This window comes from Jiella soli (assembly GCF_020615385.1).
In the GTDB taxonomy this organism is placed as follows: Bacteria; Pseudomonadota; Alphaproteobacteria; order Rhizobiales; family Rhizobiaceae; genus VKMB-3413.
On sequence record NZ_JAJAVB010000008.1, the window covers coordinates 21,762 to 38,798 of the forward strand.

The following is a 17,037-nucleotide window of genomic DNA, read 5'->3' on the forward strand; positions in this document are numbered from 1 at the left end:
AGCGACACCGCCCGGCGATCCGGCCGGGTTTGCGTTGCAGCATTCTCTTTGACCGCATCGCGTCAGCGGCTATAGGGAGATTATGCTCAACGTTCTGATCGTCGCGGCGGGCGGGGGCCTCGGGGCCGCGTTCCGTCATCTTTCCGGCCTCGCGGCGCTGCGTCTTCTGGGGCCGGGGTTTCCGTGGGGCACCGCCTTCGTCAATGTCGTCGGCTCGTTCCTGATGGGTGTGCTCGTGGAAGTGCTGGCCCGGCGCACCGGTGCCTCCACCGAACTCCGCCTGTTCCTCGCCACCGGCTTTCTCGGCGGCTTCACGACCTTTTCGTCTTTCTCCCTCGATGCGGCCGTGCTCTACGAGCGCGGCGATCTGATCCTGGCGGCGGTCTATGTCGCCGGGACGCTTCTCCTCGGCATCGCCGCGCTCTTTGCGGGGCTGGCGCTCGTACGCGGCCTCGGGTGAGCGGGGAGGAGAGGGCGGCGATGCTTCTTTTTGGCCGCGAAGGACGATCAGGCGGTGGCACGGGAAGACACGCTGCGGCGGAGAGAATGGCGAAATGACCCGAAACCAGAAGAAGACGATCCGGCGGTTCGCGATCGCGGTCCCGCTGGTGATCCTCGGCTTCTGGCTGATCCCGGTGATAGCGGGGATCTGGATCGTCTGCGGGCTGATCGACATCCTGCGCAACAAGGGCCGGACCGGCCTGATGTTTTCGCGCTATTTCATGGGCAACGGCATTCCGACCTGGCTGTTGTCGCCCTTCAATCTCTTCGTCGACCTGATCAGCCATCGCAATCCCGGCGTCTGGCGGCCGGAGGATTTCCCGCCGGAATGGCGCGCCGAGATCGACACCGTCCTCGACACGTTCCGGGCGCGCAAGGGCGAGATCATCGCCGACATCGATTCGCAGTTCGCCGAGGGACGGCGGGGCATGTATGTCTATCAGTGGTACGGCAAGCGCTTCGTCGACAACGTCCCGGAGTTCAATCGCGACTTCAAATACGTCAAGACGATCGCCGTCTCGGTCTTCTCGGGCAAGGAATCGACGACCTGGCACTTTGGACCGCTGCGGCTGACCCTGCGCGTGCTCCTCAACCTGACGCCGGCCGACAGCGACCGCGTCTTCATCGAGTGCAACGGCCGCCAGCACATGTGGCGCGACGACCCGCTCTATATCTTCGACGACACGCTGTTCCATCGCTCGGTGAACGAGGTCGACGCGCGCCGCTACAACGTCTTCATGGACGTGATCCGGCCGAGCCCTGTCCCGGGGGTCCTGTCGACGCTACTGATCGGCGTTTCGGCCGTGGCGGACAAGCTGAAGGCCGCCTTCTACAAGAACTGGAAGATGATCGACCGGCGCGGCGAGACGGCCAAGACGCCGGCCTGACGTCCTTGCCGGCCGGCTCGTGCGAGCCCGGTGCGGCGAAGAGATCTCCGAGGGGCGAATGCGCGTACTTCTGACTGGCTCGTCCGGCTGGCTCGGCCGCTTCCTTGCGCCGATGCTGCGCGCGGGCGGCCACGAAGTCACCGGACTCGACGTTGCGCCGGGAACGGAAACCGCCATCGTCGGCTCGGTTGCCGACCGGCCCCTGGTCGATCGGATCTTCGGCGAGCACGGCATTGAGGCGGTGATCCATGGCGGGGCGCTGCACAAGCCCGATGTCGCGCGCTATCCGGCGCAGGCCTTCGTCGACGTCAACGTGACCGGCACGCTGAACCTTCTCGATGCGGCGCGGCAGGCGGGGAACGACCGCTTCGTCTTCACCTCGACGACCTCGCTGATGATCTCGCGCGAGATCCGCGAAGAGGCGGGGGAGGCGGCCGTCTTTCTTGACGAGTCGGTCGGACCGCTCGCGCCCCGCAACATCTACGGCGTCACCAAGCTTTCGGCCGAAGGTCTTTGCCGCCTGCATCATCTGGAGCACGGGATGAGCGTTCTCGTGCTGCGGACGGCGAGGTTCTTCCCCGAGGACGACGACACCCATCGCGATCTCTCGGGCGAGAACATGAAGGCGAACGAGTTTCTCAACCGCCGCCTGTCGGTCGAGGATGCCGCCGCGGCCCATGTTGCGGCGCTGGATCGGGCGGCGGAGATCGGCTTCGACATACTCGTCGCCTCGGCGCCGACGCCGTTCCGGCGGGAAGAGGCGCGGGAGCTGAAGACGGATGCTGTCGCCGTGATCGCCCGCCATTTTCCCGATGCGCCGGCGCTCTACCGCGATCGCGGCTGGCAGTTGCCGAAGACGATCGGCCGGGTCTACGACGCCCAGCGCATGGAACGCGTCCTCGGTTTTCGCTGCCGGACGGATTTCAGGGCGGTGCTGGATGCGCTGCGCGACGGTGCGCCGCTGCCGTTCCATTATGATCCGGCCTATGTCTCGCCGAAGGAAGTCGCTGCTTCGAGCTGATCGTAGGTCCCGGCAGGGCAGAGGGGGGCGCGTCAGGGCCGGACGTCCACCGGGTGCGCGCCATGATCCGTCGGCCCGCAGGGGCACCTTCCATGCCCGATGCGAAGGTGCGTCCTCGCCGACGCCGCCCTTCATTGCCCATTGCCCCGGCTTTCTTTAGGAAACGGGCCAAAGCCTGATCTTCACGCGCGCTGCTTCTCCTGTGCTGCCGATCCGGGCCGAAACGACAAGGCAACTATCCCATGGCGAGCGTCGAACAGAAACGGGTCGAGGAGGACGAGGCGGGCTTAAGGCTCGACCGCTGGTTCAAGCTTCATTATCCGGGCCTCGGTTTCGGCCATCTGCAGAAGCTGCTGCGGTCCGGCCAGGTGCGCGTCGACGGCGGCCGGGCGAAGTCGGACACCCGGATCGAGCCCGGCCAGATGATCCGCATTCCGCCGATCGGCGTCGACGCGAGGCAGCCCACCGGCAAGCCGCTCACGCCCAACACCATGCGCGACAAGCACGATGGCGATGTGCTCGCGCAGATGCTGATCTACGAGGACGACAAGGTCTTCGTGTTCAACAAGCCGGCGGGCCTCGCCGTGCAGGGCGGGTCCGGCGTCAATCGCAATGTCGACAAGATGCTGGAGGCCTGGCGCAGCAAGAAGGGAGAGAAGCCGCGGCTGGTCCACCGGCTCGACCGCGATACCTCCGGCGTCCTCGTCGTCGCCCGCACCAGAGGCGCGGCGGTGTCGCTGACCAAGGCGTTCCGCGAGCGCGACACCAAGAAACACTATTGGGCGATCGTCAAAGGCGTTCCGGTGCCGCATGACGGGCGGATCTCCACCTATCTCGTCAAGGAGCAGACGCCGGACGGCGACCGTATGCGCATCGCCAAGCATGGCGATGAGGGCGCCGACCATGCGCTCACGCACTACCGGGTGATCGACCAGGTGGCGCAAAACTTCTCCTGGCTGGAGATGGAGCCCTATACCGGCCGAACCCACCAGTTGCGCGTTCATGCGGTCCATATCGGCACGCCGATCCTCGGCGACCCCAAATATTTCGAGGCGGACACCAATTTCGAGTTTCCCGGCGGCGTCCAGAAGCGACTGCACCTTCACGCCCGTCGGATCGTCATCCCGCATCCCGACGGCGGCTTCGTCGACCAGATCGCGCCGCTGCCGCAGCACATGGTGCAGACCTTCAACCTCTTCGGGTTCGACGAGGCGGAGCTGAACGACTGATGAAGGCGATCCTCTTCGACTGCGACGGCACGATCGCCGATTCCTGCGGAACCATCTGCACGGTCATGCGCCGTGCCTTTCTGGCCGAGGGGCTGCCGGAGCCGGACGACGCCGCCACCCGTGCGATCATCGGCCTGTCGCTGGAGACGGCGATGGCGCGGCTTCATCCGGACGGCGGGCTCGAGCACCATGTGCGCCTGGCCGGCGCCTATCGCGAGGCCTTCCAGGCCATGCGGCGCGAGGCGGAGCATCGCGAGACGCTGTTTCCGGGCATGCGCGATCTCGTCGACCGGCTGGCGACACGCGAGGACGCCCTGCTCGGCATGGTCACCGGCAAGTCGCGCCGCGGCGTCACCGCGATCTGCGAGACGCATGGGCTGACGCGGCATTTCCTTGCCGTGCGCACGGCCGACGACTGCCCCTCCAAGCCGCATCCGGCGATGGTCGAGGAATGCTGCGCCGAACTCGGCGTCGCGGTCTCGGACGCTCTGGTGGTCGGCGACTCCATCTACGATATCGAGATGGCCCGTGCGGCGGGCGCGCATGCCCTCGGCGTCGCCTGGGGCACGCATGAGGCCGGGCCGCTGGTCGCCGCCGGCGCCTTTGCCGTGGCCGGCGACGTCTCGGAACTCGAAGCCCTGATCGCCGATTGGATAGGGGCGGAGGTACCGGCAGCTGCAGCCGTCGGCGGCTGAGACGTGGGTGGCGAGGCTGGGCAGCGGTCGTCCGGCAGGAGAAGCCTCTGCCGGGTCCGATGTGAGTACGACGATCCGCGGGTCCGGCGGCCTTGTGCCGGCAGTGATCGAGGACGGGTCCTGTCGGATCCGGATATGGCCGCACCATCTGGTGGGGCGTTCGAAGGCAGAGACAGACGATGAAATCCGCGATAGCCCGGCCGGAACTCCCCAAGCGCTTCTACAAGACCGCCGAGGTGGTCGCGGCCGATGACGGCGTCTTTTCCGTCACCCTCGACGGCCGCCCGGTGAAGACGCCCGCCCGCAAGCTGCTCGCCATGCCCGCAAAGGCTGTCGCCGAGGCGGTTGCGCAGGAGTGGCGGGCGCAGGGCGAGCATATCGATCCCGCGACCATGCCGATGACCCGGCTGGTCAACACGATCGTCGACGGCATCGTCGGCAATCCGGAGCCGGTGCGCGACGACATTGCGCGCTATGCCGAGACGGACATGCTGTTCTATCGGGCGGGCGAGCCGGAGCGTCTGGTGACTCGCCAGCGCGAGCGCTGGGATCCGATCCTCGACTGGGCGCATGAACGGCTCGGCGCGCGCTTCCTCCTCGCCGAGGGCGTCATGCACGTCGCCCAGCCGGAGGCCTCGCTCGAGGCCGTGCGCCGGCATCTGGCCCGCACCGAGGATCCCTTCGCCATCGCCGCGCTCCATCAGGCGACGACGCTCACCGGCTCCTCGCTGGTCGCGCTGGCGCTGGCGGACGGGCGCCTCTCGGCGGAAGAGGCCTGGGATCTCGCCCATCTCGACGAGGACTGGAACATCGAGCAGTGGGGCGCCGACGAGGAGGCGATGGCCATGCGGGCGAAGCGCTGGGAGGAGATGCGCGTCGCGGCGCTGATCCTCGGCCGTGGCTGACGCTGCTGCAGCCGGCCGGTGAAGCTTCGCCGGCCGTCCCTGCTCTTGCCTCCGGCACGCGCTGGACGGCAAAGTGCGGCGCGTCGAGGTGGCCGGGACGGCCAGGCAGGTGGAGGATGGATCTATGCGCGACATGCTGGCGGAACTGGAAGGGCGGCGGGAGCGGGCGCGGGCCGGCGGCGGCCAGAAGCGCATCGAGGCCCAGCACGCCAAGGGCAAGCTGACCGCGCGCGAGCGCCTCGCGGTCTTCCTCGACCAGGGCTCCTTCGAGGAGTTCGACATGTTCGTCCAGCATCGGGGGACGGATTTCGGCATGGCGGACAGCCATGTTCCGGGCGACGGCGTCGTCACCGGCTGGGGCACCGTCAACGGGCGCACGGTCTTCGTCTTCGCCAAGGACTTCACCGTCTTCGGCGGCTCGCTCTCCGAGGCCCATGCCGAGAAGGTGCAGAAGGTCCAGGACCTCGCGCTGCGCAACCGCGCGCCGATCATCGGCTTCTACGATGCCGGCGGCGCACGCATCCAGGAGGGCGTCGCCGCGCTCGGCGGCTATGCCGAGATCTTCCAGCGCAATGTGCTCGCCTCCGGCGTCATCCCGCAGATCTCGGTGATCATGGGCCCCTGCGCCGGCGGTGACGTCTATTCGCCGGCGATGACCGACTTCATCTTCATGGTCCGCGACACGTCCTACATGTTCGTTACCGGGCCGGACGTGGTGAAGACCGTGACCAACGAGACGGTGACGGCCGAGGAACTCGGCGGCGCCTCCGTCCACACGGTCAAGTCCTCGATTGCCGACGGCGCCTATGACAACGACGTCGACGCGCTCCTGCAGATGCGCCGGCTGATCGACTTCCTGCCGGCCTCCAACACCTCGCCCGTGCCCGAACTCGACTACACGCAGTCGGTCACCGAGGAGGATCCCTCGCTCGACACGCTGGTGCCGGACAACGCCAACAAGCCCTACGACATGAAGGAACTGATCCGGAAGACTGTCGACGAGGCCGACTTCTTCGAGATTCAGGAGAGTTTCGCGAAGAACCTCGTCACCGGCTTCGGCCGGATCGAGGGGCGCACCGTCGGCATCGTCGCGAACCAGCCGATGGTGCTGGCGGGCGTCCTCGATTCCGACGCCTCCCGCAAGGCGGCCCGCTTCGTGCGCTTCTGCGACTGCTTCGGGGTTCCCGTCGTCACCTTCGTCGACGTCCCGGGCTTCCTGCCGGGCACCGCGCAGGAGCAGGGCGGCCTGATCAAGCACGGCGCCAAACTCCTCTTCGCCTATGCCGAGGCGACCGTGCCCAAGGTCACGCTGATCACCCGCAAGGCCTTCGGCGGCGCCTATGACGTGATGGCCTCGAAGCACCTCCGCGGCGACATCAACTATGCCTGGCCGACGGCGCAGATCGCGGTGATGGGCGCCAAGGGCGCGGCCGAGATCATCCACCGCAAGGATGCCGGCGATCCGGACAAGCTCGCCGCCCACACCAGGGCCTATGAGGAGCGGTTCCTCTCCCCCTTCGTCGCCGCCGAGCGCGGCTATGTCGACGAGGTGATCATGCCGCATTCGACCCGCCGTCGCATTGCGCGGGCGCTGGCCATGCTGCGCAACAAGGACCTCGACAACCCCTGGAAGAAGCACGACAACATCCCGTTGTGAGCTGTCCCGATGGCTGCGTTCGATCCGGTCAGCGCAGCGCATATCTTCCGGCGCGCGTCCGGGCATCTGTCGGATACGCCAGTTAATCGCCGACTGCTGATCGACACCGTCGATGAACGCTTCCTGCTCGGCTCCGACCAGTTCGGGTCCGAGTGGTACGCGCGTGTGGTCGGGACTCAGCAGGTTTGGGTTCTGGTGCGGAACGGCTATATTCGAAATGGTGGTGTCAACGAGAGGCACCGCGTTTTCAATCCGCTAACAGGATTGTCAGCCGAGGAGCCAAGCCATGGCCGAACTGACGAATGAGCAAGCCTACCGGGCGATGTTCGAGTTCCTGAAGCGCCATTGGGAGCGGACAGGCTCGGACGACGTCGGAGCCCTTCTCAGCGATCTGCAGCTCTTCGACGACGGCATCCCGGGCGATCCGGCGGCGCTCGATGATTGGAGGGATTGCGTCGCGTCCGTCCTCAAGACCGAGGGCCGCGAAGCCGCGGAATAGGGGCGGCCAACAGCCAAGCTGTGGCCGATGGCGGCTGGGCCTGCTCCTCCGCCGCCATCTATACGCGGGCCGTCTGCCGGAGCCGTCGTCCTCCTCGCTCAGTGCAGTTCGCCCCTCTTGCCCATCTCAATGATCCGGTCGGCGATCCGCAGCGAGTTCGCGACGATGGTCATTGAGGGATTCACTCCCCCGGCGGTCGGGAACAGCGAGCCGTCGCAGACGAAGAGGTTGTCGATGTCCCAGGAGCGGCCGGCGGCATTGACCACGCTCGACCCGGGATCGTCGCCCATGCGGCAGCCGCCCATCAGATGCGCGGTGCTGGAGGTGTTGTAGAGGCTCTTCGCCCCTGCCGCGCGCAGCATCTCGCCCTGGAATTCCCGGGCATGGTTGGCCATCTTCTTGTCGTTGTCGCAGTAGGAGAAGGTGACCTTCGGGATCGGCAGCCCGATCTCGTTGGTCTCGTCCGACAGTTCGACGCGATTTTCCTCCTGCGGCATGGTTTCACCGACCATCTTCAGGCCGGCCATGTGGTTGTAGTGGCTCATCCACTTGCGAAGCTCGTGGCCGAAGACGCCTTCGTTGGAGACGAGCGAGGTGGCGAAGTCGGTCGGCAGCGGCCCCTGGCTCATGAAGGAATAGCCGCCGAAGAAGTCCTTGCCCTCGTCCTCGTAGTTCCAGTGTTCGCAGACGGCGAGGGAGGGCGGGCCTTTGTACCAGCGGATCTCCTCCTCCATGATCCCCCAGACGGCGTCGTTGAGATGGACCATCAGGTTCTTGCCGACCTGGCCGGAGGAATTGGCGAGACCGTCCGGATGCTGCGGCGAGGCGGAATTGAGGAGGAGGCGCGGCGTCTCGATGGAATAGCCGGAGACGACGACGTTCTTGGCCTTCTGGAAGCGCCACTCGCCCTGGCGGTGGTAATGGACGCCGGTCGCGCGCCCGTCCGGTCCCGTCTCGATCTTGCCGACCATTGCGAGGTCGCGGATCTCGGCGCCCTTCTTCAGCGCCTTCGGCACATAGGTGACGAGCATGGACTGCTTGGCATTGGTGGCGCATCCGATCTTGCAGAAGCCGCGATAGACGCAAGGGGGTGCCTCGCCGCGCGGCGCGGAAAGGGAGGCCGTCGGTGTCGCGCACCATTTCACGCCCATCGCCTCGGCCCCGCGGGCGAGGACCAGGGCGGAGGCCGAGAGTTCGTGTTCCCGGTAGGGGTAGCGGCCGCGCTTCGGGCCCCAGGGATAGCGGATCGGGCCGGCGATCTTCATCGCGTCCTCGGCCTTGGCGTAGTAGTGCCACATCTCGCGCCAGTCGACCGGCCAGTCATGGCCATAGCCGAAGTTGGAGCGCGACTTGAACCATTCCGGGCGGAAGCGCAGCGCCACCATCTGGAAGTGGACGGTCGATCCGCCGACGGCCTGACCGGAATTGTTCGAGCCGAGCTCGATCGGGTGCTCGCCGCCGGAGATGCGCTCCTCCAGCCAGTAGAGCTTTTCCTGCTCGCGCTCGTCGGAGGCGAAGTCCTCGAGCGGGCGGTAGAATGCGCCGGCGTCGAAGGCGACGACGGAATAGCCGGCTTCGGCCAGCTGTGCGGCCAGGACGCTGCCGCCGCACCCCGTTCCGACGATCGCGAAATCGACCGGTTCGTTCTCCGGATACTCCTTCATCGGCACCCATTCGCCGTACCGGAAGACGTTGGGCGCACGGCCTCTGGTCGCGCGGATCTTCTCCTGTGCGTCGGAAACGACGGTGCTCATGGCAGTCCTCTCACCTTCTGCGGCGCCCTGTCTTCGCGCGCCTCCCACGGATCGCGATCGTCCGGGCCGAGCCGGAGATAGCCGCGGGGCGCGGCAGGGCCGCCGAAACCCATCTCGTTCCATGCGGCCGGATGGGCGTAGTAGATCTTCACCGCCTCCTTCAGGAGGATCGACCGGAAGAAGCGCTTCGGCTCGAGGCCTTTCCAGGCCGAGCCGTCGACATCGCCCTCGTCGACGCATTTCAGCAGCGCGTGCTGCTCTTGACGGGAGAGGTCGCGGAAGCCCTTGCCGTGGCGGTGGCGCGCCTCGTGGTCGATGCCGGCAAGACCGCGGCGAAAGGCTTCCCGCTGCGTCGGCGTTCCGGCATAGCGCGTGCCGTTGCTCTTGCCGGCTTCGAGCTGCGCGTCGATCCACGCCTCCACCGGGATCCGCTCGTCGTCGCTTCGCTCCGGCTGCGGCAGGATGCAGTCGATGACGCTGCGCAGGAGTGCGTAAGTCTCCTCGTCGAAGAAGCGGCGTTCGGGCACGTTCTCAAGACGGTCCGCCACGACGCGGCGCGTCTGCTCGTTGAAGGAGGGGGAGGCCCATTTCTCGAGCACCCGATAGTCCGGATAGGGTGTCCGGAAGGGGGAGGCCCCGTGTTCGCGGTCAGTCTCGGCCATCGGACGGATGCCTCCCATGCCGGTCGAGGAGATGGAGGGCGGAGAAGCCCATCAGGGCGAGACCGGCTAGGCTCGGCGGCGCGGCGATCGGCGGGCCCTGGAAGAGGTTCTGCGTCCAATTATGGAAGCCGCCCATGTTGCGGCTGACGCCATAGGCGTGCAGGCCGGTGCCGATGAGGCCGAGCGCGGCGGTGGTCTCCAGCGTCGTGCGGGCGAGCCGTCGCTTGTACGGAACGGGGTCGACGGTCGCCGCCAGCATGGCAACGCCGGTCAGCGGCAGGGCGAGCACCGGCGCATACATCAGCTTGTCATGATAGGCGCCGCGAAAGTGGAGGAGGCCGACCTCGCTGGTCAGCCCGAACAGGCCGGCGGCGGTGAAGAGGCCGAGGCCGCGTCCGGCGCGCCGGCCATGACCCACCTGGCCGAAGCGCTCGCGCCACTCCGCCCGCTCGGCCGCCACGGCGCCGACGCCGGCGGCGCCGGCCAGCGCCAGGGCTCCCGGCGCGCCGAAGGGTGCGCGATAGAACAGATTGTTCCAGGAGAGGCCGCCGGCTCGCGACAGGATGTTCCTGATGTGGAAGCTGAAGCCGAACAGGCCGGTGACGATCGTGCCGCCGAACAGCGCGCTCTTGTAGGTGCCGGCGCGGCTGGTGAAGGCGGTCGCCAACGCCGTCGCGACCGTTCCCGCCGCGACGATCGGCGCGATGAACATCTCTTTGCGGCGGAAATTGCCGCGATAGTGCTCCATCGCGCTGTCGGCGAGAACGCTCGCGGCGAGGAGTGCCGAGCCATAGGCCGCGAGCTGCGCCGCGCGTCCCGGCCGGCGTCCGCCGCGGCTCGCAAGTGCCGTCCCGGCGAGACCGGCGGCAAGGAGACCTGCGCCGGTCACGGCGAGAAGCGTCCCGCTCTTCATGTTGGGCTGGTCGCCGGAGGGAGCCGGTCGGGCATCGTGCGACCAGGCGCGGCCGCGTCGCGGCTCCCGGGTTTCGGCTCTGAACAAGGACACGTTCGCGAAGCTCCTTCCGTTCCGGACGGAGGTTCCGAGGATCCACCGTCACCGGAAAGCCAATGCACGAACGTGTGAGCGGTTCGGGAGACGAATGTTAAATATCGGTTAGACGCAACAACGATCGCGCGCCGCAACGGACCTGCGCCCGGCAGCCCGGGCGCCTGATGTGCAGGCGATCCGGCCGCCGACGAGACTGCCGTGGGCGAGGGGACGACCGGCAGGCGCCTAACCGTTTCCGGCTCAGGCGCCCGGAACGATCACGCCTCATGACGATTGCGAGAGCGAGACATCCTGAACGCCCGCGGGCTCAGCGATCGCATGACGCCAGACCGGAACATCGCGCGTTCCCTTCCCTCTGCGATCCGCCTCGCGCGGCCAAAGCTGAAGGGAGCTTTCCATGGCCAAGACTGTCGGTGATTTCATTCTGGAGCGGCTGCGCGGATGGGGCGTATCGCGCATTTTCGGCTTTCCCGGTGACGGGATCGGCGGTCTCGTCGCCGCGCTCGGCCGCAATGACGATATCGAATTCGTCCAGGTGCGCCACGAGGAGAGCGCCGCCTTCATGGCCTGCGCGCATGCCAAGTTCACCGGCGAGGTCGGCGTCTGCATGGCGACATCCGGCCCCGGCGCGATTCATCTCCTGAACGGCCTCTACGACGCCAAGCTCGACCACCAGCCGGTCGTCGCGATCATGGGTCAGCAGTCGCGCTCGGCGATCGGCGGCAACTACCAGCAGGAGGTCGACCTGCAGACCCTTTTCAAGGATGTCGCCAGCGACTACGTCCAGACCTGCATGTCCCCGGCGATGACGCGGCACCTGATCGACCGTGCCTTCCGCATCGCCAAGGCTCGGCGCAACGTCACGGCTCTCGTCTTCCCGAACGATGTGCAGGAGGCGAAGGCCGTCGATGAGGCGCCGCAGGCGCATGGCACCGTCCATACCAGCGACGCCTACAACAAATGGGAGGTCATGCCGGACGAGGCGTCGCTGCGCGAGGCGGCGAAGCTCCTCAACGAGGGCAAGAAAGTCGGCATCCTGATCGGTGCCGGCGCGATCGGTGCTGCCGACGAGGTGACCGAGGTCGCGAACCTCCTCGGCGCGGGCGTTGCCAAGGCGCTGCTCGGCAAGGCGGCACTGCCGGACGATCTGCCCTTCGTCACCGGTTCGATCGGTCTCCTCGGCACCGAGCCGTCCGACTGGATGATGCAGCATTGCGATACGCTGCTGATGATCGGCTCGCGCTTTCCCTACTCGGAATTCCTGCCGAAGATCGGCAAGGCCAAGGGCGTGCAGATCGACCTCGACCCGACCATGCTGTCAATCCGCTATCCGATGGACGTCGCGCTCGCCGGCGATGCCAAGCTGACCCTCAAGGCGCTGATCCCGCTCCTGAAGCGCAAGGAGGACCGCTCCTGGCGCGGCGAGATCGAGAGCCGCGTCTCGCGCTGGTGGCGCGAGGAGGGCGAGCGGGCCATGAAGGAGGCCAAGCCCGTCAACCCGGAGCGGGTCTTCTGGGAACTCTCGCCGAAGCTGCCGGACAACGCCATCATCACCGCCGATTCCGGCTCCTCGGCCAACTGGTTCGCGCGCGCGCTGAAGATCCGGCCGGGCATGCAGGCCTCGCTCTCGGGCACGCTCGCGACGATGTGCCCGGGCCTGCCATATGCGGTGGCGGCGAAGTTCGCTTTCCCGAGCCGGGTCCCGATCGCCTTTGTCGGCGACGGCGCGATGCAGATGCTGGGGATCACCGACCTCATCACCGTGTCCAAATACTGGAAGGAATGGCTCGATCCCCGGCTGATCGTCTGTGTCCTCTCTAACCGGGACCTCAATCAGGTGAGCTGGGAACTGAGGGCGATGGCTAACTCACCGAAGGTTCCGAAGACACAGGACGTGCCGAAATTCGCCTTCGCGCAGTATGCCGAGATGCTCGGCCTCAAGGGCATCACGGTGGACAAGCCGGAGCAGATCAGCCCGGCCTGGGACGAGGCGCTGCGCTCCGACCGGCCTTGCGTAATCGATGCCATCGTCGATCCGGACGTGCCGACACTGCCGCCGCACATCACCTTCTCGCAGGCGGAATCCTACACCGAGGCGCTCCTGTCCGGCGATCCGAACGAGGCCGGGATCATCAAGCAGACCTTCAAGCGGGTCTTCTCTTAAAGGAGGCCGGCGTGACTATCCAAGACAGCCGCGCCCCGATCGCAAAGATCGGGGCGCGGGCCTTCAAGATCCCGACCGACGCGCCGGAATCCGATGGCACGCTCGAATGGGATTCGACCACGCTCGTGCTCGTCACGATCGAGGCGGGCGGTGAGATGGGCATCGGCTACACCTATGCCCATCAGGCGGCGGCGGTGCTGATCGCCGACAAGCTCGCCGGAGTCGTCTCGGGCCGCAACGCGCTCGACATAAATGGCAGCTGGATGGCGATGCTGTCGGCGGTGCGCAATCTCGGCCAGTCCGGGATCGCGGCGGTGGCGATCTCGGCCGTCGACAACGCGCTCTGGGACCTCAAGGGCAAGCTTCTCAGGGTCCCCGTCGCCGACCTGATCGGCAAGGTGCGGCAGACGATCCCCATCTACGGCTCCGGCGGCTTCACCTCCTATGACGACGAACAACTCGCCTCGCAGCTCGGCGGCTGGGCGGAGGAGGGCCTGTTCGCGGTCAAGATGAAGGTCGGCCGCGACCCGGATGCCGATCCGCACCGCATGACGGTCGCGCGGCAGGCGATCGGCCGGGACGTCGAGCTCTTCGTCGACGCCAACGGAGCGCTGAGCGAAAAGCAGGCGCTGGCCTTCGCGGAGGAGGCGGCGCTTGGCTACAGCGTCACCTGGTTCGAGGAGCCGGTGTCGTCGAACGATCTGAAGGGGCTCCGGCTGATGCGCGATCGCGCGCCCGCCGGCATGGCGATCACCACCGGCGAATACGCTTTCACGCTCTGGACCTTCCGCGACCTTCTCGAGGCGCAGACGGTGGACGTGATTCAGGCGGACGCCACCCGCTGCATGGGCCTCACCGGCTTCATGAAGGCGGCGGCGCTCGCCGAGGCGCATCAGGTGACGATGTCGTCCCATTGCGCGCCGGCGCTGCACCTCCACACCTGCCTCTGCGCGCCCGCTGCCGTGCACATGGAGTGGTTCCACGACCATGTGCGGATCGAGCACAGGCTCTTCGACGGCGCACCCGTGCCGGAGAAGGGCGCGGTCGGCACCAACGGCCGGCCGGGACTGGGGCTGGTGTTGAAGGAGGCGGAGGCGGCTCAGTTCGAGATTTAGGCGACGCACCAGCCTCTTCTTGGAAACGTGGCAGAGGCTGCGCTGGGGGCGGCATCGAGCCCGATGCCGCGATGACGATTGCGTTCTCGTGTACCGCACATTCTTGTCGAAGCGAGGGTACCCTTGAAGTGCCGCATACCGGCCCGGGCATGGTGCCGCAAGCCAGCACCTCCCCGACGTCCCTTTCGTGAGCTGCGGACTTGTCTTAATCTAGTAACTTGCAGAGGGGGAGCGGAATGAATGAGGTTGTCATGACCCCGTCGCAGCAGCACGACGCCGATTTTTATCGCTGGACGCAGGATCAGGCTGCCTTGCTGCGTGGGTTGCCGCGCAGTTCCAATCTTCTCGATATCGATAACCTGGCTGAGGAGATCGAGGACATGGGGCGTGCCGAGATCAAGGAAATCTCGAGCCTGCTTCGTCAAACGCTTGTACACCTCGTCAAGTTCGCCTTCGATCCCAAGGCGCCGTCCGTTGCCCATTGGGTCGGAGAAGCGTCCGGATTCCAGGGTGACGCCGTTCTCGCTTATTCACCTGGACTCGGTCAGCGGCTGGACCTGTCGAAAATATGGAAGGTGGCCAAGAGAAACGCGTCCGACTCATTGGCGGAGTACGGCATTTCGGTTCCGCCCTTGCCCGATGAGTGTCCTCTGACGCTAGATCAACTCCTCGACACAGGTTTCAGCCCACGGGAGGCCGCTGCCGCTGTTGCAGGCTCCGCCCGGCCGCACGACCTCGACCATGGCCCCGCTTAACGTCGCTAAAGCTCTCGTCTGGTGCCCGAGGGATTTCGCCCCGCAAGCTGACGTGGTGCCCGGCTACGCGGCAGAACGCTCGCAACGGTCATGATGCTCCGGTGGCAGTTGCGGCTTCCACACGACCTGTCGACTCCGGCCGCAAGCCGTGCCCGTATCACTAGAACATGTCCGGCGAACATGGGTTCACCGGAGATGTTCTAGAGCCCTGTTTTTCGCATTGTCGGGACGTGAAAGCCGGTTCGGCTTTCACTGGAAGATTAGACGTTGAACTTGAAGTTCATCACGTCGCCGTCGACGACGACATATTCCTTGCCCTCGTCGCGGGACTTGCCTGCTTCCTTGGCGCCGGTTTCGCCGCCGAGGGAGACGTAGTCGTCGTAGCCGATGGTCTGGGCGCGGATGAAGCCCTTCTCGAAGTCGGTGTGGATCACGCCCGCCGCCTGAGGGGCCTTGGTGCCCTTGTCGATGGTCCAGGCGCGGGTCTCCTTCGGCCCGGCGGTGAAATAGGTGATGAGGTCGAGCAGTTCGTAGCCGGCGCGGATCAGCCGGTCGAGGCCGGGCTCGGTCAGGCCCATGGCTTCGAGATAGTCCCCGACCTCCTCCTCCGGCAGCTGCGCGATCTCCGCCTCGATCGCGGCGGAGATGATCACCGAGCTGGCGCCCTGCTTTTCCGCCATCGCGGCGACGGCCGCCGAATGGGCGTTGCCGCCGGAGGCGTCGGCTTCGGCGACGTTGCAGACATAGAGGACGGGCTTGGACGTCAAAAGGTTGAGCGCCCGCAGGAGCCGCTTTTCCTCCTCGTCCATTCCGGAAAGGAGCACACGCACCGGCTTGCCCTCGTTGAGGACCGCCAGCGCCTTTTCCATGACGGGGAGGACGGCGATCGCCTCCTTGTCCTTGCCGGTCGCCTTCTTGCGGGTGGCGACGACGCGGCGTTCGAGGCTTTCCAGATCCGAGAGCATCAGCTCGGTCTCGACCGTCTCGGCGTCGGCGACCGGGTCGACCCGCCCCTCGACATGGACGATGTCGTCATCCTCGAAGCAGCGCAGCACGTGGACGATCGCGTCTACCTCGCGGATATTGGCGAGGAACTGGTTGCCGAGCCCTTCGCCCTTGGAGGCACCGCGCACCAGGCCGGCGATGTCGACGAAGGTGATGCGCGTCGGCAGGATGGCGGCCGACTTGGCGATCCTGGCGATGTCCTTCAGCCGCGGATCGGGCACAGGCACGTCGCCGGTGTTCGGCTCGATGGTGCAGAAGGGGTAATTGGCGGCGGCCGCCGCCGCCGTCTTGGTGAGGGCGTTGAACAGCGTCGACTTGCCGACATTCGGCAGGCCGACGATCCCGCATCTGAAACCCATGGGGGTCATCCTTCGGAAATTCTGGTGGTGCGCCCGAGGCGCCGATCATGACGCGCTGTTTGCCGGCTTCGGGGCGAGCGGTCAACAGCGGCGCTCGTCCCGCCGGTGCGCAAGTCCGATATCGAAGAGACAGGCAAGCACCGGGCGACAACGAGCTTCCTGTGCCGGCGGTCCGGTGGCGGAGCGTGTCCCCGCGAGGCCCGCGCCTTTCCCTCTCCCGTCAGCGCTAAGTCTAACGCCGTTCGCGTTTCATCAGCCCTGTGGTATCGTGCTTGCGGGTTTCTCGCGAAGAAGCCGTTCGAGGAAGGATGGGCCCCATGCGCTTTCTCCTGTTCATCGCACTTTTCATTCTCAGTACGCCTGCCCTTGCGGTATGCGGGGATACGACGAGCCCGGCGGCGCAGGTGGTCAAGAACCACTGGCTGTCGGAGACGGGTGACCCGCGCCAGACCTGCATCTTCTATGGCGACTATTCCGGCGACGGCGCGGCCGATGCGCTGGCGCTCTACTACTTTCACAAGCCCGGCGACGGCGTCGTCCTGGAAGCGGCGATGTTCCGCGCGGTGGGCGGCACCTTCCGCTTCGACGGATCGGCCGACATCGACGGCCAGAACCCGCGGGACGTCCGTTTCAAGAAGGGCGGGATCACGCTGGTGACCACGCTGACCGGCCCGGACGATTTGTGGTGCTGCTCGACCCCGCCGCGGGACTGGACGATCAGGACACCGTAGCGCGAACCGGCGCCAAAGACGGCTTTGCGCGGTGCGTGCCGACAGTTCGGCACATTGCCGGCGGGAGAGGAGCCGCCCTGTCGTGACGA

17 protein-coding genes are annotated in these 17,037 nt (G+C 66.5%); 13 read left to right on the top strand and 4 right to left on the bottom strand.

Translation table 11 applies throughout. The annotated features are described in order from the left end of the window. The first annotated feature begins 82 nt into the window (after window positions 1-82). The 9 genes from crcB (at window position 83) to LH400_RS05430 (ending at window position 7,394) form a co-directional block, all read left to right on the top strand. Window positions 83-460 carry a fluoride efflux transporter CrcB gene (gene crcB / locus LH400_RS05390; RefSeq protein WP_229151653.1) on the top strand — a complete coding sequence of 126 codons (378 nt, stop codon included), beginning with the start codon at window positions 83-85 and terminating at the stop codon, window positions 458-460. A gap of 94 nt (window positions 461-554) precedes the next feature. Beyond that, window positions 555-1,388: an aspartyl/asparaginyl beta-hydroxylase domain-containing protein gene (locus LH400_RS05395; RefSeq protein ID WP_229151654.1), complete on the top strand. Its 834-nt coding sequence runs from the start codon at window positions 555-557 to the stop codon at window positions 1,386-1,388. 58 nt (window positions 1,389-1,446) lie between these two features. Next, on the top strand, window positions 1,447-2,409 hold the full coding sequence (locus LH400_RS05400; RefSeq protein ID WP_229151655.1) for an NAD-dependent epimerase/dehydratase family protein: 963 nt from the start codon (window positions 1,447-1,449) through the stop codon (window positions 2,407-2,409). Between the two features lie 242 nt (window positions 2,410-2,651). Next, entirely contained in the window at window positions 2,652-3,638 is a 987-nt protein-coding gene (locus LH400_RS05405; protein ID WP_229151656.1) for an RluA family pseudouridine synthase, read from the top strand. After that, a complete protein-coding gene (locus tag LH400_RS05410; protein ID WP_229151657.1) occupies window positions 3,638-4,333 on the top strand; it encodes an HAD-IA family hydrolase in 696 nt (231 codons plus the stop codon). The genes LH400_RS05405 and LH400_RS05410 overlap by 1 nt, the downstream gene beginning before the upstream one ends. Before the next feature lie 179 nt (window positions 4,334-4,512). Next, the gene (locus LH400_RS05415) at window positions 4,513-5,238 is read left to right on the top strand and encodes an ATP12 family chaperone protein (protein ID WP_229151658.1); all 726 of its coding nucleotides are present in this window, start codon (window positions 4,513-4,515) and stop codon (window positions 5,236-5,238) included. 124 nt (window positions 5,239-5,362) lie between these two features. Next, window positions 5,363-6,895, top strand: a complete 1,533-nt coding sequence (locus tag LH400_RS05420) for an acyl-CoA carboxylase subunit beta (RefSeq protein ID WP_229151659.1) — start codon at window positions 5,363-5,365, stop codon at window positions 6,893-6,895. Between the two features lie 9 nt (window positions 6,896-6,904). Further along, complete coding sequence (locus tag LH400_RS05425; protein ID WP_229151660.1) at window positions 6,905-7,201, top strand: hypothetical protein; 297 nt, start codon at window positions 6,905-6,907, stop codon at window positions 7,199-7,201. Then, window positions 7,182-7,394 carry a hypothetical protein gene (locus LH400_RS05430; protein ID WP_229151661.1) on the top strand — a complete coding sequence of 71 codons (213 nt, stop codon included), beginning with the start codon at window positions 7,182-7,184 and terminating at the stop codon, window positions 7,392-7,394. Before LH400_RS05425 ends, LH400_RS05430 begins: the two co-directional genes overlap by 20 nt. Before the next feature lie 98 nt (window positions 7,395-7,492). On the opposite strand, the gene LH400_RS05435 is transcribed toward LH400_RS05430, so the two are convergent. Genes LH400_RS05435 through LH400_RS05445 form a run of 3 tightly spaced genes read right to left on the bottom strand, consistent with a single transcriptional unit; the run spans window position 7,493 to window position 10,816 of the window. Continuing rightward, a complete protein-coding gene (locus LH400_RS05435; protein WP_229151662.1) occupies window positions 7,493-9,148 on the bottom strand; it encodes a GMC family oxidoreductase in 1,656 nt (551 codons plus the stop codon). After that, a complete protein-coding gene (locus tag LH400_RS05440) occupies window positions 9,145-9,810 on the bottom strand; it encodes a gluconate 2-dehydrogenase subunit 3 family protein (protein ID WP_229151663.1) in 666 nt (221 codons plus the stop codon). The genes LH400_RS05435 and LH400_RS05440 overlap by 4 nt, the downstream gene beginning before the upstream one ends. Next, window positions 9,797-10,816 carry a hypothetical protein gene (locus LH400_RS05445; RefSeq protein ID WP_229151664.1) on the bottom strand — a complete coding sequence of 340 codons (1,020 nt, stop codon included), beginning with the start codon at window positions 10,814-10,816 and terminating at the stop codon, window positions 9,797-9,799. The genes LH400_RS05440 and LH400_RS05445 overlap by 14 nt, the downstream gene beginning before the upstream one ends. 400 nt (window positions 10,817-11,216) lie before the next feature. Between LH400_RS05445 and LH400_RS05450 the strand changes: the two genes are divergently transcribed. From LH400_RS05450 to LH400_RS05460, 3 genes are all read left to right on the top strand, one after another. Next, a complete protein-coding gene (locus LH400_RS05450; RefSeq protein WP_229151665.1) occupies window positions 11,217-12,983 on the top strand; it encodes a thiamine pyrophosphate-requiring protein in 1,767 nt (588 codons plus the stop codon). An 11-nt stretch (window positions 12,984-12,994) separates the two neighbouring features. After that, complete coding sequence (locus tag LH400_RS05455) at window positions 12,995-14,098, top strand: enolase C-terminal domain-like protein (RefSeq protein WP_229151666.1); 1,104 nt, start codon at window positions 12,995-12,997, stop codon at window positions 14,096-14,098. Between the two features lie 236 nt (window positions 14,099-14,334). After that, window positions 14,335-14,853 carry a DUF29 domain-containing protein gene (locus LH400_RS05460; protein WP_229151667.1) on the top strand — a complete coding sequence of 173 codons (519 nt, stop codon included), beginning with the start codon at window positions 14,335-14,337 and terminating at the stop codon, window positions 14,851-14,853. Window positions 14,854-15,113: 260 nt separating this feature from the next. Here the strand turns inward: LH400_RS05460 and ychF are convergent, their stop codons facing one another. Beyond that, a complete protein-coding gene (gene ychF, locus LH400_RS05465; protein ID WP_229151668.1) occupies window positions 15,114-16,217 on the bottom strand; it encodes a redox-regulated ATPase YchF in 1,104 nt (367 codons plus the stop codon). A gap of 317 nt (window positions 16,218-16,534) precedes the next feature. On the opposite strand from ychF, the gene LH400_RS05470 reads away from it, so the two are divergent. Beyond that, entirely contained in the window at window positions 16,535-16,948 is a 414-nt protein-coding gene (locus tag LH400_RS05470; RefSeq protein WP_229151669.1) for a hypothetical protein, read from the top strand. The last annotated feature ends 89 nt before the right edge of the window (window positions 16,949-17,037 follow it).